This is a genomic window from Saccharothrix xinjiangensis (assembly GCF_039527585.1).
Taxonomy (GTDB): domain Bacteria; phylum Actinomycetota; class Actinomycetes; order Mycobacteriales; family Pseudonocardiaceae; genus Actinosynnema; species Actinosynnema xinjiangensis.
The window spans coordinates 54,307-71,076 of the sequence record NZ_BAAAKE010000021.1; the positions used below are offsets into that span (position 1 = coordinate 54,307).

The 16,770-nt window shown below is 74.2% G+C and carries 14 protein-coding genes; 8 read left to right on the forward strand and 6 right to left on the reverse strand.

What is annotated here, in order from left to right:
• Nucleotides 1-137: 137 nt before the first annotated feature.
• Complete coding sequence (locus ABD223_RS31010) at nt 138-383, reverse strand: hypothetical protein (protein ID WP_344040171.1); 246 nt, start codon at nt 381-383, stop codon at nt 138-140.
• 77 nt (nt 384-460) lie between these two features.
• Nucleotides 461-1,237: an IclR family transcriptional regulator gene (locus ABD223_RS31015; protein WP_344040173.1), complete on the reverse strand. Its 777-nt coding sequence runs from the start codon at nt 1,235-1,237 to the stop codon at nt 461-463.
• Between the two features lie 44 nt (nt 1,238-1,281).
• On the opposite strand from ABD223_RS31015, the gene ABD223_RS31020 reads away from it, so the two are divergent.
• The 7 genes from ABD223_RS31020 (at nt 1,282) to hutI (ending at nt 9,519) form a co-directional block, all read left to right on the forward strand.
• The gene (locus ABD223_RS31020) at nt 1,282-1,761 is read left to right on the forward strand and encodes a SigE family RNA polymerase sigma factor (RefSeq protein ID WP_344040175.1); all 480 of its coding nucleotides are present in this window, start codon (nt 1,282-1,284) and stop codon (nt 1,759-1,761) included.
• Nucleotides 1,758-2,720 (forward strand): hypothetical protein, encoded by a 963-nt coding sequence (locus ABD223_RS31025; protein WP_344040176.1) that lies wholly within the window; start codon nt 1,758-1,760, stop codon nt 2,718-2,720. Before ABD223_RS31020 ends, ABD223_RS31025 begins: the two co-directional genes overlap by 4 nt.
• Before the next feature lie 72 nt (nt 2,721-2,792).
• Complete coding sequence (gene hutH, locus ABD223_RS31030) at nt 2,793-4,298, forward strand: histidine ammonia-lyase (protein ID WP_344040177.1); 1,506 nt, start codon at nt 2,793-2,795, stop codon at nt 4,296-4,298.
• On the forward strand, nt 4,298-5,944 hold the full coding sequence (gene hutU / locus ABD223_RS31035) for a urocanate hydratase (RefSeq protein ID WP_344040178.1): 1,647 nt from the start codon (nt 4,298-4,300) through the stop codon (nt 5,942-5,944). The genes hutH and hutU overlap by 1 nt, the downstream gene beginning before the upstream one ends.
• The gene (locus ABD223_RS31040; RefSeq protein ID WP_344040179.1) at nt 5,937-7,115 is read left to right on the forward strand and encodes an allantoate amidohydrolase; all 1,179 of its coding nucleotides are present in this window, start codon (nt 5,937-5,939) and stop codon (nt 7,113-7,115) included. Before hutU ends, ABD223_RS31040 begins: the two co-directional genes overlap by 8 nt.
• A complete protein-coding gene (locus tag ABD223_RS31045) occupies nt 7,112-8,377 on the forward strand; it encodes a formimidoylglutamate deiminase (protein ID WP_344040180.1) in 1,266 nt (421 codons plus the stop codon). Before ABD223_RS31040 ends, ABD223_RS31045 begins: the two co-directional genes overlap by 4 nt.
• Complete coding sequence (gene hutI / locus ABD223_RS31050; protein WP_344040181.1) at nt 8,374-9,519, forward strand: imidazolonepropionase; 1,146 nt, start codon at nt 8,374-8,376, stop codon at nt 9,517-9,519. Before ABD223_RS31045 ends, hutI begins: the two co-directional genes overlap by 4 nt.
• A 40-nt stretch (nt 9,520-9,559) precedes the next feature.
• Here the strand turns inward: hutI and ABD223_RS31055 are convergent, their stop codons facing one another.
• Both ABD223_RS31055 and ABD223_RS31060 read right to left on the reverse strand, forming a co-directional pair.
• A complete protein-coding gene (locus tag ABD223_RS31055) occupies nt 9,560-10,075 on the reverse strand; it encodes a hypothetical protein (protein ID WP_344040182.1) in 516 nt (171 codons plus the stop codon).
• Complete coding sequence (locus ABD223_RS31060) at nt 10,072-11,388, reverse strand: O-antigen ligase family protein (protein ID WP_344040183.1); 1,317 nt, start codon at nt 11,386-11,388, stop codon at nt 10,072-10,074. The genes ABD223_RS31055 and ABD223_RS31060 overlap by 4 nt, the downstream gene beginning before the upstream one ends.
• A gap of 257 nt (nt 11,389-11,645) precedes the next feature.
• Here ABD223_RS31060 and ABD223_RS31065 point away from each other — a divergent pair, with 257 nt between their 5' ends.
• A complete protein-coding gene (locus tag ABD223_RS31065; RefSeq protein WP_344040184.1) occupies nt 11,646-12,638 on the forward strand; it encodes an aldo/keto reductase in 993 nt (330 codons plus the stop codon).
• 69 nt (nt 12,639-12,707) lie between these two features.
• Here ABD223_RS31065 and ABD223_RS31070 read toward each other — a convergent pair whose 3' ends face one another.
• Nucleotides 12,708-12,890: a DUF6104 family protein gene (locus ABD223_RS31070; RefSeq protein ID WP_344040185.1), complete on the reverse strand. Its 183-nt coding sequence runs from the start codon at nt 12,888-12,890 to the stop codon at nt 12,708-12,710.
• 5 nt (nt 12,891-12,895) lie between these two features.
• Entirely contained in the window at nt 12,896-16,591 is a 3,696-nt protein-coding gene (locus ABD223_RS31075) for a multifunctional oxoglutarate decarboxylase/oxoglutarate dehydrogenase thiamine pyrophosphate-binding subunit/dihydrolipoyllysine-residue succinyltransferase subunit (protein ID WP_344040186.1), read from the reverse strand.
• Nucleotides 16,592-16,770: the final 179 nt, after the last annotated feature.

Sequence of the window (16,770 nt, forward strand, 5' to 3'; positions counted from 1 at the left end):
GTCGTTCGACGGCCCGGTTCCCCGAGGGGGCCGGGCCGTTTCGCTGTCCTGAACGTGGAACTCGGGGGTCCTGAGTGTTCGACTCGCGATGCTTGAGTGGAGGACACGCGATGCCCGAGTGGAGGACACGCGCGGGGTCAGGGGGTGCGGTAGGTGAGTTCCACGTGGGTTTGGTGGCGGGTCAGGCGCAGGGCGGCGGTGGCGGCCAGCATCAGGAGGACGCCGGCGTTCTCGGCCAGTTCCTCGGCGTGGTAGGTCAGGGTGTAGAGGGGGCCCGTTTCGGACCGGGCCGGCAGGAGGCCTTGCGCCACCTCGCCGCCCAGGGCCGCCACCAGGAGGGTCGCGCAGCCCGCCGGGAGCAGCCACCGTCCCGTGGCAACCATGTCCCACCTCGTCCAGTCCGCAGTCGGGACGGGACGGCAGGTGGCGAACATGAGGGCCGGGTGGAGATCGGGGCCGATCAGCTCCGGCCGCCGATGCGCGAGGTCAGCTCGTCGGCCGAGCGGCCGACCTCGGCAGCCAGCTCGGGCCAGGTCTCGCCGCACTCCGGCGCGCAGTCGTGCCGGAACGTCACGGTGACCGCGGCGATCGGGCGGCGGCCGTGGTCGAACACCGGGGCCGCCACCGAGGCGAACCCGGCCGTCACGTAGCCGTCCTCCACGGACCAGCCGCGCCGCCGCTCCGCGGCCAGCAGGCGGCGCAGGGACGGCAGGTCGGCGGGACCGCGGCCGGTGCGGTCCACGAACGAGGCCACGCCCGGGAACAGCGCCCGCACCTGCGCCGCGGGCAGCCGCCCCAGCACCGCCCGGCCCGACGCGGTCAGGTGCGCCGGCAGCCGCACGCCCACGTCCGACACGATCGTGGTCGGCTGCCGGGGCTGCTCGCGCACCAGGTACAGCGACTCGGCGCCGTGCAGCACGCCCAGGTGCGCGGTGCGGCCCGCGGAGTCGACCAGCCGCCGCAGGACGGGGCCCGCCAGCCGCTCCAGCGGGTCGTGCCGCAGGTAGGCCGACCCGAGTTCGAACGCGGCCACGCCCAGCCCGTACCGTCGCTCCTCGGGGAAGTGGGTCGCGAACCCGGCCGCCGCCAGCTCCGCGAGCAGGTGGTAGGTCGTCGACCTGGGCAGGGACAGCTCGCGGGCCACCGCCGCCGCCGACAGCGGTCCCGGCCTGCTCGCCAGCAGCCGCAGCACGGCGAGTCCCCGGCGCAGCGCCGGCACGTCGCTGCTGGCTCCCACGGACCCATTCTCAACAAATCGGCGGCCGGGCGCATTGGAGGGGCATGACGACGAGCTTCGAGGAGTTCGCCGCGGCGCAGGTGACCCCGCTGCTGCGCTACGCCACCGTCCTCACCGGCGACCCCCACCTGGCCCAGGACGTGGTCCAGGAGTGCCTGCTGCGCGCGCAGCAGCGCTGGGCGCGCATCAGCGGCGTGGACGCCCCGGTGGCGTACCTCAAGCGCATGGTGACCAACGAGTACCTGAGCTGGCGGCGACGCCTCAAGACGCACCTCCCGCTGACCGGCGTCGACCCGCCCGGACCGGACCTCACCGGCCACTACGACGAGCGCGAGGACATGCTCCAGCGCATCGACAAGCTGCCGCGCAAGCAGAAGGCCGCCGTGGTCCTGCGCTTCTACGAGGGCTTCGACGACGCCGAGATCGCCGCGACCCTGGGGTGCTCCCAGGGCACGGTCCGCAGCCACATCTCCCGCGCGCTGGCCACCCTGCGCGCGGCCGAGAAGGTGAAGGAGGCGCTGTGAACGACACCGAGAAGCTGGTCGCCGAGGCCCTGCGGCTGCGCGCCGAGCGCACCCCGCCGCCCGGTCCCGTGCTCGCCGCCCTGCACCGGCCGCGCCGCAGCCGCAAGCCGCTGCTCCTGGTGCTGGCCACCGCCGGCACGGTCGCCGCGGCCGTCGTGGCGGTCACCACGGTGGCCAGGCCCCCCGTCGCCGAGGAGGCGCCGCCCGCGATCCCGATCACCACGACGGTGGCGGAGGACCCGGGCCCGGCCGTGCGGACCGTGCCGCTGGAGTACAGCCCGACGTGGCTGCCGGACGGCTTCACCGAGTGGCGGCGCGGCAACACCCCGCACGGCTCGGATCGCTCGTACCAGCGGGTCGAGGCGGAGGGCTCCGTCGCGCCGCAGATCGACTTCAGCGTCCACGGGGACGACATCGCCACGCGCGCCGCCTCGCTGGAGGCGTCCGCCGACCAGGTCGCGGTCGCCGGCGCGCCCGGCTACTTCGTCGGCGGCGACCTGCACTGGCGGGTCCGGGAGGACCGGTTCCTCGTCGTCACCACGCAGGGGGTGCCCGACGCGCGCGCCACGGCCCTGCGGGTCGCCGAGTCCGTCCGGCCGGACGGACGGGCGATCCGCGTGCCGGTGTCCTTCGGCGACTCGACCGTGTTCTCGATCACCGACAGGGGCGACGGGGGCTGGAGCGCGCACGGGACCGCGACGCACGGCGGGCACGACTACCTCGTCTCCCTCTCCACGGCCCCCTACCTGGCCAATGCGGCGCGGGAGGTGACGGCGCGGGGCCGTCCCGCGCAGTACTACGAGGAGATCAGCGGCGGGCTGCTCAACGTGGACCTCGGCGCCGGGCGGCACCTCGGCGTGTCGAACACCGGCTCGTCCAGCCGGTTGGCGCCGCCCGAGGCGCTGGTCGAGGTCGCCGAGCTGGTCGTGGTCGACCCGGAGCCGCAGGTCAAGTGGTAGCTGTCTGGGATGCCAGACGAGATCCGGGGTTCCCCGGTCGTGCGGACCCGGCTGCCGGGTTGAGATGGGCTCATGCCACCACCCGTGCAGCTGGGTCCGAAGCCCCTGACCCGCGCCGACGTCCACGCCGTCGCCCGCGAGGGCGCGCGCGTGGAGATCACGGACGCGGCGCGCGAGGCGCTCACCGCCGCCCGCGCGCACATCGACCGCCTGGCAACGGCCGACCAGCCCACCTACGGCGTGTCGACCGGGTTCGGCGCGCTCGCGATCCGGCACATCCCGCCTGACCGCCGCGCCGCGCTCCAGCAGTCCCTGGTCCGCTCGCACGCGGCGGGCGCGGGCCCGGAGGTGGAGCGCGAGGTCGTCCGCGCCCTGGTCCTCCTGCGCCTCAAGACGCTCGCCGGCGGCCACACCGGCGTCCGGCCGGGCACCGCCGGGGCGATGGCGGCCATGCTCAACGCGGGCATCACGCCGGTGGTGCGCGAGTTCGGCTCGCTCGGCTGCTCCGGCGACCTCGCGCCGCTGTCGGCCGCCGCCCTGGCGCTGACCGGCGAGGGCGAGGTCCGCGACGCGCACGGCGCCCTGCTCCCGGCCGCCGACGCGCTGGCCGCGGCCGGTCTCGCACCGGTCCGGCTGGCCGAGAAGGAGGGCCTGGCGCTGATCAACGGCACCGACGGCATGCTCGGCATGCTGGTGCTGGCGATCGCCGACCTGCACCGCCTGCTGGACGTGGCCGACCTGACCGCCGCGATGAGCGTGGAGGCCCTGCTCGGCACCGACCGGGTCTTCGCCGCCGACCTCCAGGCGCTGCGCCCGCACCCCGGCCAGGGGCGCTCGGCCCGGCGCATGGCCGCGTTCCTGGCGGGCTCGGAGATCGTGGCCAGCCACCGCGGGCCGGAGTGCACCCGCGTGCAGGACGCCTACTCGCTGCGCTGCTCGCCCCAGGTGCACGGGGCCGCCCGCGACACCGTGGCGTACGCGGAGACCGTCGCGGACCGCGAGCTGGCCGCCGCCGTGGACAACCCGGTGGTGCTGGCCGACGGCCGGGTCGAGTCCAACGGCAACTTCCACGGCGCGCCGCTGGCGTACGTGCTGGACTTCCTGGCCATCCCGACCGCGGACGTGGCGAGCATCGCCGAGCGCCGCACCGACCGGATGCTCGACGTGCACCGCTCGCACGGCCTGCCGCCGTTCCTGGCGCACGACCCGGGCGTCGACTCCGGCCACATGATCGCCCAGTACACGCAGGCCGCGATCGTGAGCGAGCTGAAGCGCCTGGCGGTCCCGGCGAGCGTGGACTCCATCCCGAGCAGCGCCATGCAGGAGGACCACGTCTCCATGGGCTGGTCCGCCGCCCGCAAGCTGCGCAGGGCCGTGGACGGGCTGCGGACCGTGCTGGCGATCGAGCTGGTCACCGCCGCCCGCGCCCTGGACCTGCGCCACCCCCTCAAGCCCGCACCCGCCACCGCGGCGGCCGTGGCGACGCTCCGCGAGGTGGTGCCGGGCCCCGGCCCGGACCGCCACCTCGCCCCGGAGATCGCCGCCGCCGAGGAGCTGATCCGAAGTGGAGCGATCTGATGGTCCGAGCGAACCGCGGAACCGAACTGACCGCCCGCAGCTGGCAGACCGAGGCCGCCCTGCGGATGTTCCACAACAACCTGGACCCGGAGGTCGCCGAGCGGCCCGACGACCTGGTGGTCTACGGCGGCACCGGCAAGGCCGCCCGCGACTGGCCGAGCTTCCACGCCATCACGCGTGAGCTGACCGCCCTGGCCGACGACGAGACGCTGCTGGTGCAGTCGGGCCGGCCGGTCGGCGTGCTGCGCACCCACGAGTGGGCGCCGCGCGTGCTGATCGCGAACTCCAACCTGGTGCCGGACTGGGCGAGCTGGCCGGAGTTCCGCCGGCTGGAGGCCGAGGGCCTGACCATGTACGGCCAGATGACCGCCGGCTCGTGGATCTACATCGGCACCCAGGGCATCCTCCAGGGCACCTACGAGACGTTCGCCGCGGTCGCGGACAAGCGGTTCGGCGGCACGCTCAAGGGCACCCTGACCGTCACCGCGGGCCTCGGCGGCATGGGCGGCGCGCAGCCGCTCGCGGTGACCATGAACGAGGGCGTCGCCCTGTGCGTCGAGGTCGACCGGGCCCGCGCGCTGCGCCGCGTGGAGACCCGCTACCTCGACGAGGTCGCCGACGACCTGGACGACGCGGTCGCCCGCGTGCTCAGGGCGAAGGCCGAGGGCCGCGCGCTGTCCGTCGGCGTGATCGGCAACGCCGCCGAGGTGCTGCCCGAGCTGCTGCGCCGCGACGTGCCGGTGGACGTGGTCACCGACCAGACCTCCGCGCACGACCCGCTGGCGTACCTGCCGAAGGGCGTGGCCGTGGACGACTGGGCCGACTACGCGGCGAAGGAGCCCGACGAGTTCACCGACCGGGCCCGCGAGTCCATGGCCGACCACGTGGGCGCCATGGTCGGCTTCCTGGACCGCGGCGCCGAGGTGTTCGACTACGGCAACTCGCTGCGCGGCGAGGCGAAGCTCGGCGGCTGCGAGCGGGCGTTCGACTTCCCCGGCTTCGTGCCCGCCTACATCCGGCCGCTGTTCTGCGAGGGCCGGGGCCCGTTCCGGTGGGTGGCGCTGTCCGGCGACCCGGCCGACATCGCCAAGACCGACCGGGCGATCCTGGAGCTGTTCCCCGAGGACGAGAAGCTGGCCCGCTGGATCGGGCTGGCCGGCGAGCGGGTCGAGTTCCAGGGCCTGCCCGCCCGCATCTGCTGGCTCGGCTACGGCGAGCGGCACCTCGCGGGCCTGCGGTTCAACGAGATGGTGGCCTCCGGCGAGCTGTCCGCGCCGATCGTGATCGGCCGCGACCACCTGGACTGCGGTTCGGTGGCCTCCCCGTACCGGGAGACCGAGGCCATGGCCGACGGCTCGGACGCCATCGCGGACTGGCCGCTGCTCAACGCCCTGGTCAACACCGCCTCGGGCGCGACCTGGGTGTCGCTGCACCACGGCGGCGGCGTCGGCATCGGCCGCTCGATCCACGCGGGCCAGGTGATCGTCGCGGACGGCACGGAGCCGGCCGCCCGCAAGATCGAGCGGGTGCTGACCAACGACCCGGCGATGGGCGTGATCCGGCACGTGGACGCGGGGTATGACCGGGCCGCCGAGGTGGCCGCCGCGAAGGGCGTCGCGATCCCCATGGCGGGCGACCGTGGCTGACCTCGCGGACCTCGCCGACGTCGGCCGCGACCGGCGGCGGGGCGGCTACTCGCGGCACGGCTTCGACCGCGCCGAGCTGGAGCTGCGCGCCTGGTTCGCCGAGCAGGCCCGCGGGCGGGGCCTCGACGTGCGGCCCGACCGCAACGGCAACCTGTGGGCGTGGTGGGGCGAGCCGGGGCCGGGCGCCGTGGTCACCGGCAGCCACCTGGACTCGGTGCCCGGCGGCGGCGCGTTCGACGGCCCGCTGGGCGTGGTGTCCGCGCTCCAGGCCGTCGACCTGCTGCGCGCCCGGGGCTTCCGGCCCGCCAAGCCGCTGGCGGTCGTGGTGTTCGTGGAGGAGGAGGGCGGTCGCTTCGGCGTGGCCTGCCTGGGCTCCCGGCTGATGACGGGCGCGATCGCCGCCGACGCCGCGTGCGCGCTGACCGACGCGGACGGCGTCACGTTCGGCGAGGCGGCCCACGCGGCGGGCTTCGACCCGCTGCGCATGGGCCGCGACGACCGGGCGCTCGCCTCGATCGGCGCGTTCGTCGAGCTGCACGTGGAGCAGGGGCGCGGGCTGGAGGAGCCGGTCGGGCTGGCGTCGTCGATCCTGGCGCACGGCCGGTGGCGGTTCACCTTCACCGGCGAGGGCAACCACGCGGGCGCGACCCTGGTCGAGGACCGCCGCGACCCGATGCTCCCGGCCGCCGCGACGGTGCTGGCCGCCCGGCGGGCCGCGACGGGCGGCGCGCGGGCGACCGTGGGCCGGGTCGTGCCCAACCCCGGCGGCACCAACGTGATCGCCTCGTCCGTCGACGTGTGGCTGGACGCCCGCGCCGACGACGAGCCGCGCACCCGCGAGGTGGTCGCCGCGATCACGGCGGCGGCCGAGGGGGCCGCCCGGGACGAGGGCTGCGAGGTGGTCGTGCGCGAGGAGAGCTGGGGCGGGACGGTGACCTTCGACGCCGGGCTGATGGCCGAGGTGCGCGCGGCGCTCGGGGCCGACACGCCCGCGCTGCCCACCGGGGCCGGGCACGACGCGGGCATCCTGGCCGCGCACGCGCCCACCGCGATGTTGTTCGTGCGCAACCCCACGGGGGTGAGCCACGCGCCGGGCGAGCACGCCGAGCCGGACGACTGCGCGGCGGGCGTGGTGGCGCTGGCGTCGACGCTGGAGCACCTGGCGCGGTGAAGGGCTTCTGGCTGGAGCGGGCGTGGCTGCCGGGCGGGCCGGCCTCGCGGGTGCTGGTGCGCGCCGACGGCGGGCGCATCACAGATGTGTCCACTGTGGACAGCATTCCGCTCGGCGTGGAGCGCTTGCGCGGCATGGTGTTCCCGGGTTTCGCGAACGCCCACTCGCACGCGTTCCACCGGGCGTTGCGCGGGCGCACGCACGGTGGCGGCGGCACGTTCTGGACGTGGCGCGAGCGGATGTACGAGCTGGCGGGGCGGCTGACGCCCGAGTCGTACCTGGAGCTGGCGCGGGCGGTCTACGCGGAGATGGCCGTGGCCGGCGTGACGGCGGTGGGGGAGTTCCACTACCTGCACGCGGGCGGCAACGAGATGGGTGAGGCGCTGCGGGCCGCCGCCGCCGAGGCCGGCGTCAGGATCACCCTGCTGGACGCCTGCTACCTCACCGGCGGGATCGGCGAGCCGGCGCGCGGCGTGCAGGAGAGGTTCTCCGACGGCACCGCCGAGCGGTGGGCGTCCCGGGTGGCGGAGCTGCGCGAGGACGCGAACACCAGGGTCGGCGCGGCGATCCACTCCGTGCGCGCCGTGCCGCGCGAGGCGCTGCCCCTGGTGGCGGGCGCGTTCCCGGACCGGCCGCTGCACGTCCACCTGTCGGAGCAGCCGGCGGAGAACCGGGCCTGCCTGGACGCCCACGGGGTGACGCCGACGCGGTTGCTGGCCGAGGCCGGCGCGCTGACGCCGCGCACGACCGCCGTGCACGGCACCCACCTGACCGCCGAGGACGTCGCGCTGCTGGGGTCGTCCGGGACCGGCGTGTGCTTCTGCCCCACCACGGAGGCGGACCTGGCCGACGGCATCGGCCCGGCGCGGGAACTGGCGGACGCCGGGTCGCCGCTGTCGCTGGGCAGCGACCAGCACGCGGTGGTCGACCCGCTGCTGGAGGCGCGGGCCCTGGAGCACGGCGAGCGCCTGCGGACCGGCAGGAGGGGCCGGTTCACGCCCGCCGAGCTGGTCGCGGCGCTGACCAACCACGCGGCGATCGGGTGGCCGGGTGCGGGGCGCATCGAGGTCGGCGCGCCGTGCGACCTGGTGGCGGTGCGGCTGGACTCGGCGCGCACCGCCGGCGCCGAACCCGACCAGGTGGTGCTGGCGGCCACCGCGTCCGACGTGACGGCGGTCGTGTCCGGCGGGCGGGTCGTGGCGCGCGACGGCGTGCACGAGACCCTGGGCGACGTCGGGCGGCTGCTGGGGGAGGTGCTGTGAGCACGGTGGTCACCGGCATCGGTGAGCTGACCACGAACGACCCGGAGCTGGGGCGCGTCGCGGGCGCGGCGCTCGTGGTCGAGGGCGGCGCGGTGGCGTGGGTGGGGCCCGCCTCGTCCGCGCCCGCCGCCGACGAGGCGGTGGACGTCGGCGGGCGGGCCGTGCTGCCGGGGTGGGTGGACAGCCACTCGCACCTGGTGTTCGCGGGTGACCGGACCGCCGAGTTCGAGGCCCGGGTGGCGGGCCGGGCGTACGAGGCGGGCGGCATCGCGGTGACCGTGGCCGCGACGCGGGAGGCGTCGGACGAGGAGCTGGTCGCGAACCTGCGGCGGCACGTGGCCGAGGCCGCCGCGCAGGGCACCACGACCGTCGAGACCAAGACCGGGTACGGGTTGACCGTGGCGGACGAGCTGCGGTCCGCGCGCCTCGCCGCGGCCGAGGTGGACGAGGTGACGTTCCTCGGCGCGCACCTGGTGCCGCCGGGCGCGGACGCCGACGAGTACGTGGCCCTGGTGACGGGGGAGATGCTGGACGCGGTCGCGCCGCACGTGCGGTGGGCGGACGTGTTCTGCGAGGTCGGCGCGTTCGACGAGGACCGGTCGCGGGCCGTGCTGCTGGCCGCCGCGGCGCGCGGCCTGGGGCTGCGCGTGCACGGCAACCAGCTGGGCGAGGGACCGGGCGTGCGGCTGGCGGTGGAGCTGGGCGCGGCGAGCGTCGACCACTGCACGCACCTGTCCGGCGCGGACGTGGACGCGCTGGCCGGGTCGCCGACCGTCGCCACCCTGCTGCCCGCGTGCGACCTGTCCACCCGGCAGCCCCTGGCGCCGGCGCGCCGGCTGCTGGACGCGGGCGCGACCGTCGCGCTGGCCAGCAACTGCAACCCGGGCAGCTCGTACACGACGTCGATGGCGTTCTGCGTGGCCACGGCCGTGCTCCAGATGGGGCTGACGGTGGAGGAGGCCGTCACCGCCGCCACCCTGGGCGGCGCGCGGGCGCTGCGCCGCGACGACGTGGGCCGGCTCGGCGTGGGCGCGCGGGCCGACCTGCACGTGCTCGACGCGCCGTCGGCGACGCACCTGGCGTACCGGCCCGGCGTGCCGCTGACGTGGGCGGTGTGGCGGGCCGGCGCGCGGCTGCGGTGAGGTGGTCCGTGGTCCCGGGGCCCCGGGACCACGGACGGGGTCAGCCGTTCACGAGCTGGACCTCGCCCTCCAGGTCGACCCTGGAGTAGTCGGGGCTCAGCACGATCGAGGCCCGGTAGTACGACGACCTCGCGCGGAAGGGGTGGTCCTCGGCGAGGACCACGAAGGTGGCCCGCTGCTCGGCGCCGGTGCACGACTCCGACCGGGTGTGCGAGCCGGTCGCGATGTTCGGGCCGACCCGCTGGTTCAGCAGGGCGCTCAGGGTGTACCACCGGCCGGCGGCGCAGGTGAACCTCAGGTTCATCTCGACCGCCGCGCCGCGGGCCTTTCTCAGCACGGGTTGCTGGAGCTCCAGGACGGCCCTGGTGGCGACCCGGCAGTTGACCGCGAAGGTCACCTCCACCACCGCGCCGCGGGTCTTCCCGACCGCCGGCGACTGGATCTCCAGGACCACGGGCTGCGAGTCGTCGTCCACGTCCGCGCCGGCCGGCAGCGCGGCCGCGAACGTGGCGCCGGCGACCAGCGCGGTGGCGACCGCGACCTTCGCTGTTCTCAAGGGCTCTCCTCGGTTTGGGCGGAAGCCAGGCCGATGAGCAGCCCGGCGGTCAGCAGGGTCACGGGCAGGTGCCACAGGAAGTCGAAACCGCTGTGCGCCAGCAGCGCGACCAGGCCGGCGGCGGCGCCGGCCCACAGCGCGCCGGGCCGCCCCCGCCACACGACGACGGCGGCGGCGGCGGCGGCCAGCACGAGCGCCAGGAGCACCAGGCCGACCAGGCCGAGTTCGACCAGGACCTGGACGTACTCGTTGTGCGCGTACCGCATGGCGCGCGTCCCGCCGGCGGGACCGGTGAAGGTGAACCAGCCCCGTCCCGGGCCGGCGCCCGTCCACGGCCGGGCGGCGACCTGCTCGAACGCCGACCGCAGCGCGCCCTCGCGGTCGGGGGAGTCGACCGTCAGCCGGGTGCCGGACACCGCCGCCAAGCGGTCCCGGAACGCCCACGCGACGGCCCCGACCAGGGCGAACCCGACCGGCACGCCGACCCGCCGGACCCCCTCCCGGGAGAGCCCCAGCGCCACCGCGAGCCCGGCGGCCAGGCCGAGGCACGCCAGTGGCGGGTCGGCGGGCCCCGCGGCCGGGATGGACGGCGCGAGCGCGCCCAGCGCGACCAGCGCCCCGAGCGCGGCGGGCGCGGCGTGCCGCGCGACCGCGCGCGGACCGGCGACCGCGCCCAGCACCACCAGGCCCGCGACCAGCCCGGCCCGGCTCAACGTCGCGCCCAGCCCCACCAGCAGCGCGTACGCCGCCGCGGCCAGGCCCGGCGAACCGGGTTTCCCGGTCCGCAGGCCGAGGGCGAGCAGGGCGAGCGCGGCGAACAGCGCGGCGGCGGAGTTCGGGTAGGTCACCGTCGTGGAGGCGCGGACCAGCCCCTCGGACACCATCGACCACGACGGGACGCGGAACGCGACCGCCGCCCACCCCACGAGGGCGGCGGTCGCGCCCAGGCCCACCAGGGCCGACGCGACCAGGTCGCGCTGCGCCGGGTTCGCCTGCCGGCCCACGACCGCCGCGGCGGCCACCGTGCCGAGGGCCGCGACCGTCGGCAGCGCGTCCGGGGGCTGCCCGTCCAGGCCCGCGCGCAGCAGCGCCCACGCCGCGAGCGCGCCGCACGCCCACGACAGCGGACCGGCGGACGGGCGCGTGCGGAGGACGAGCAGGAGCGCGAGACCGGCCAGCACCCCGGACAGGACCCGTCCGGGCAGGTGGTAGCCGCCTTGCGCGACCACCGCCACCGCGACGGCGGCCGGCAGGGCAAGGACTGGGTTCGGCGCCGCGGTGGCGGCAGGAACCCGTTCGTGTTGGACCGGCACGGCTCTCCCCCTGAGTTGCGCCGCTGTAGCCCCCGATGCGCGGATGCTGTCCACGGGTTCGGACACTGGTAAAGAAAACTTACAAACTTGCCCGCCCGCCCGGCGGGCGAGCGGCGGCGGCGGTCGCGTCCCGCTTGGCGCACCAGGGGGAACGGCGTCGCCTGTTCGGGCGGCGCGCCTCCGCCCGGTCCGGGCCGCCGGCGACCTGGAGCGGCTCCACGTGGCCGGATCGGCGCGGCGGGGGCAGGCTTGGTGGCATGGAGTACACCCAGCTCGGCCGTTCCGGCCTGTCCGTGTCCCGGCTCTGCCTCGGGACGATGAACTTCGGCCCGGAGACGTCCGAGACCGACAGCCACGCGATCATGGACCGGGCCCACGAGCACGGTTTGAACTTCTTCGACACCGCCAACGTCTACGGCTGGCAGAAGGGCGAGGGCGTCACCGAGCAGATCATCGGCCGGTGGTTCGCGCAGGGCGGCGGCCGGCGCGAGCGGACCGTGCTGGCCACCAAGCTGTACGGCGACATGGGGGACTGGCCCAACGACAAGCGGCTGTCCGCCCTGAACATCCGGCGCGCCGCCGACGCGTCCCTCAAGCGGCTCCAGACCGACTACATCGACCTGTACCAGATGCACCACGTGGACCGGGACACGCCGTGGGACGAGATCTGGGAGGCGTTCTCGGTCCTGCGCCAGCAGGGCAAGGTGATCTACTTCGGGTCGTCGAACTTCGCCGGGTGGCACCTCGCCCAGGCCCAGGAGGCGGCTCGGAACAGGCACTTCCTCGGCCTGGTCAGCGAGCAGTCGATCTACAACCTGATGAACCGGTACGTGGAGCTGGAGGTCCTGCCCGCCGCGCTCCACTACGGCCTCGGCGTGATCCCGTGGTCCCCGCTGCACGGCGGCCTGCTCGGCGGCGTGCTGCGCAAGCAGCGCGAAGGCGGCGGCTCGCGCGGCAACAGCGGGCGCAGCGCCGACGCCCTGGAGAAGAACCGGGACGCCGTCGAGGCCTACGAGAAGCTGGCCGCGGACCTCGGCGAGGACGCGGCCCACCTCGGCCTGGCGTGGCTGCTGCACCGCGAGGGCGTGACGGCCCCGATCATCGGACCCCGGACGCAGGACCAGCTCGACGGCTCGCTGCGCGCGGTGGAGATCAAGCTCGACGGCGAGGTGCTGGACCGCCTGGACGAGCTGTTCCCGGCGCCCGGCCCGAACGGCAGCAAGCCCGCGCCGGAGGCGTACGCCTGGTGAACCGCGGCGGCCCGGACGAGCACGAGGCCCCCACCCGAACCCGGGTGGGGGCCTCGTCCGCCTCGCGGCTCAGTCCTCGAAGTCGTCCTCGTCGTCGCGCGCCAGGTACGTGGCCAGGCGCTCGACCGCCGTCTCGAACTCGGGGTTGGCGTCGACGAACCCGCGCAGCTTGCCGGCCAGCCAGGCGAGGCTGACCTCCTCCTCGCCGCGCCGGCTCTCCAGCTCCTCGATGCCTCGGTCGGTGAAGTACACGATCCCTACTCGAACGCCTTGGTGATCAGCTCGCGCTGCTCGACCTCGTGGACCTTGGACGACCCGGCGGACGGCGCGGCCATCGGGCGCCGGGACACGCGCTTGACGCGGAACCGGTCCGGCAGCAGCTCCGGCAGGGCCAGGCCGAAGAACGGCCACGCGCCCTGGTTCGCCGGCTCCTCCTGGACCCAGCGGACCTCGGCGGCGTTCGGGTAGCTCTCCAGCGCCGCGGTCAGCTTGCGCGCCGGCACCGGGTACAGCTGCTCGACGCGCACGACCGCCACGTCCTTGACGCCGCGCTTCTCCTGCTCGGCCAGCAGCTCGTAGTAGATCTTGCCGTAGCACAGGATGACCTTGGTGACCTCGGACTTCACCACGTTCCGGTCGTCGATGACCGACTGGAAGCGGTCCTCGACGAAGTGCTCGACCGGGCTGGTCGCGGCCTTCAGGCGCAGCATCGACTTGGGGGTGAACACCACCATCGGGCGGTTCACGCCGTCCAGCGCGTGCCGGCGCAGCAGGTGGAAGTAGTTCGCCGGGGTCGACGGCACCGCGATCGTCATCGAGCCCTCCGCGCACAGCTGGAGGAACCGCTCGATGCGGCCGGAGGTGTGGTCCGGGCCCTGGCCCTCGTGGCCGTGCGGCAGCAGCAGCACCACGTCGGACAGCTGGCCCCACTTCGCCTCACCGGACGAGATGAACTCGTCGATGATCGGCTGCGCGCCGTTGACGAAGTCGCCGAACTGCGCCTCCCACAGCACCAGCGCGTCCGGGTTGGCCACCGAGTAGCCGTACTCGAAGCCGAGCGCCGCGAACTCCGACAGCACCGAGTCGTAGACCATGAACTTGCCCTGGGTCTCGGCCAGGTGCTGGAGCGGGGTGTACTCGTCGGAGCGCTTGCGGTCCACCAGCGTGGCGTGCCGCTGCACGAACGTGCCGCGCCGCGAGTCCTGGCCGGCCAGGCGGACCGTGCGGCCCTCCAGCACCAGCGACCCGAACGCCAGCAGCTCGGCGAACGCCCAGTCGATGCCGCCCTCGCGGGCCATCTTGGCGCGCCGCTCCAGCACCGGCTTCACGCGCGGGTGCGGGGTGAAGCCCTCGGGCAGGTCCACGTGCGCGTCGGCGATCCGCTCGATCATCGAGCGCTCGATGCCCGTCGGCAGCTTGGCCGGGATCTGCTGCTCGGCCTCGATCGACGGCGAGGTCTTGATCGGGTGCTTCTCCAGCTCCCTGACCTCGTTGAACACGTGCTCCAGCTGCGAGGAGAAGTCCTGGAGCGCCTTCTCGGCCTCCTCCACGGAGATGTCGCCGCGACCGATCAGCGCCTCGGTGTAGGTCTTGCGGACCGAGCGCTTGGTGTCGATCACGTCGTACATCGCGGGCTGCGTCATCGACGGGTCGTCGCCCTCGTTGTGGCCGCGCCGCCGGTAGCAGACCATGTCGATGACGACGTCCTTGTGGAACCGCTGCCGGTACTCCACGGCCAGCTTGGCGACCCAGTAGCACGCCTCGGGGTCGTCGCCGTTCACGTGGAACACGGGCGAGCCGATCATCTTCGCCACGTCGGTCGAGTACTTCGACGACCGCGAGTTCTCCGGCGCGGTGGTGAAGCCGACCTGGTTGTTGACGATGACGTGCACGGTGCCGCCGGTGCGGTAGCCGCGCACGAGCGCCAGGTTCAGCGTCTCGGCGACCACGCCCTGGCCCGCGAACGCGGCGTCGCCGTGCAGCGCGACCGGCAGCACGGTGAAGCCCTCGCCGCCCTTGTCGAGCATGTCCTGCTTGGCGCGGACGATGCCCTCCAGCACCGGGTCCACGGCCTCCAGGTGCGAGGGGTTCGCGGTCAGCGACACCTTGGTCTCGCCGTCGCCGAACATGCGGAAGTACTTGCCCTCCGCGCCCAGGTGGTACTTCACGTCGCCGGAGCCGTGCGCCTGGCCCGGGTCGAGGTTGCCCTCGAACTCGCGGAAGATCTGCGAGATCGGCTTGCCGACGATGTTCGCCAGCACGTTCAGCCGGCCGCGGTGCGGCATGCCGATGACGACCTCGTCGATCTCGTGCTCGGCGGCCTTGTCCAGCACCGCGTCGAGCAGCGGGATGACGGTCTCGCCGCCCTCCAGCGAGAACCGCTTCTGGCCGACGTACTTGGTCTGGAGGAAGGTCTCGAACGCCTCGGCGGCGTTGAGCTTCGACAGGATGTACTTCTGCACGGTGGCCGGCGGCTTCTCGTGCGGCACCTCGACGCGCTCCTGGATCCAGAGGCGCTCCTCCGGGTCGAGGATGTGCATGTACTCGACGCCGACCGTGCGGCAGTACGAGTTGCGCAGCACGCCCAGGATGTCGCGCAGCTTCATCCGCTCCTGGCCCGCGAACCCGCCGACCGGGAACTCCCGGTCCAGGTCCCACAGGGTCAGGCCGTGCGACAGGACGTCCAGGTCGCGGTGGCTGCGCTGGCGGTAGTTCAGCGGGTCCGTGTCGGCCATCAGGTGGCCGCGGGTGCGGAAGGCGTCGATCAGCTCGATGACGCGGGCGGTCTTGTCGACCGCGCCCTCGGGGATGTCGGCGACCCAGCGGATCGGCTCGTACGGCAGGCGCAGCGAGGTGAAGACGTCGTCGTAGAAGCCGTCCTCGCCCAGCAGCAGGTGGTGGATGCGCTTGAGGAACTCGCCGGACTCCGCGCCCTGGATGATCCGGTGGTCGTAGGTGGAGGTCAGCGTGATGATCTTGCTGACGCCCATGTCCGTCAGGGCCTGCTCGCTGGTGCCCTGGAAGTGCGCCGGGTACTCCATGGCGCCGACGCCGATGATCGCGCCCTGGCCCGCGGTCAGCCGCGGCACCGAGTGGTTGGTGCCGATCGTGCCCGGGTTGGTCAGCGAGATGGTGGTGCCGGAGAAGTCCTCGGCGGTCAGCGCGCCGGTCCGCGCCTTGCGGATCAGGTCCTCGTAGGCCTGCCAGAACTGCGTGAACGTCATGTTCTCGCAGCCCTTGATCGAGGCCACGACCAGCGAGCGCGAGCCGTCCTTGCCGGGCAGGTCGATCGCCAGGCCGAAGTTGACGTGCTCGGGCGTGACCACGTTCGGCTTGCCGTCGACCTCGGCGAAGTGCCGGTTCATGTTCGGGAACGCCTGGAGCGCCCGGACCACGGCGTAGCCGATCAGGTGGGTGAAGGAGACCTTGCCACCGCGGGTGCGCTTGAGGTGGTTGTTGATCACGATGCGGTTGTCGGCCAGCAGCTTGGCCGGCACCGCGCGCACGCTCGTCGCGGTCGGGACGGTGAGCGACAGCTCCATGTTCTTCGCGATGGCGGCGGCCGCGCCGCGGAGCGGCTTGCGCTCCTCGCCCTTGCCCTGCTGCACCGGCGCGGCCTTGGCGGCCTGCGCGGGAGCGGGCTTGTTCGCCGGCTTGGGCGGCGCGGCGGGCTTCTCCGCGGGCTTGCCGTCAGCAGGCTTGGCGTCGGCGGGCTTGGCGTCGGCGGGCTTCGCCGGCGCGGCCTTGGTCGCCGTGGCGGTGCCCGACGTGGTCGTGCCGTTCTCCGCGGCCGTCGGGGCCCCGTTGCCGGACCGCTGCGTCGACTTGTAGTCGGCGAAGAAGTCGTGCCACGCCGGGTCTACCGACGACGGGTCGGCGAGGAACTGCTCGTACATCTCCTCGACCAGCCACTCATTGGGGCCGAACTGCGAAGTAGGGCTGCTGCTGGACACGGCTGGCGCTCGCCTCTATCCATCTCGCTCTTGGCAATGACTCACTCATCGCCAGGCTAGTCCCCCGTCTGGTGCAGTTCACACACAGGAGGGGCCCGGCGTCGAGTGTTCGCTCACAGGATCGATCAGGTCGCCGCTCGTGTTATGGGTGCTTGGGCATGACTTGAGGTTGAGCCCGT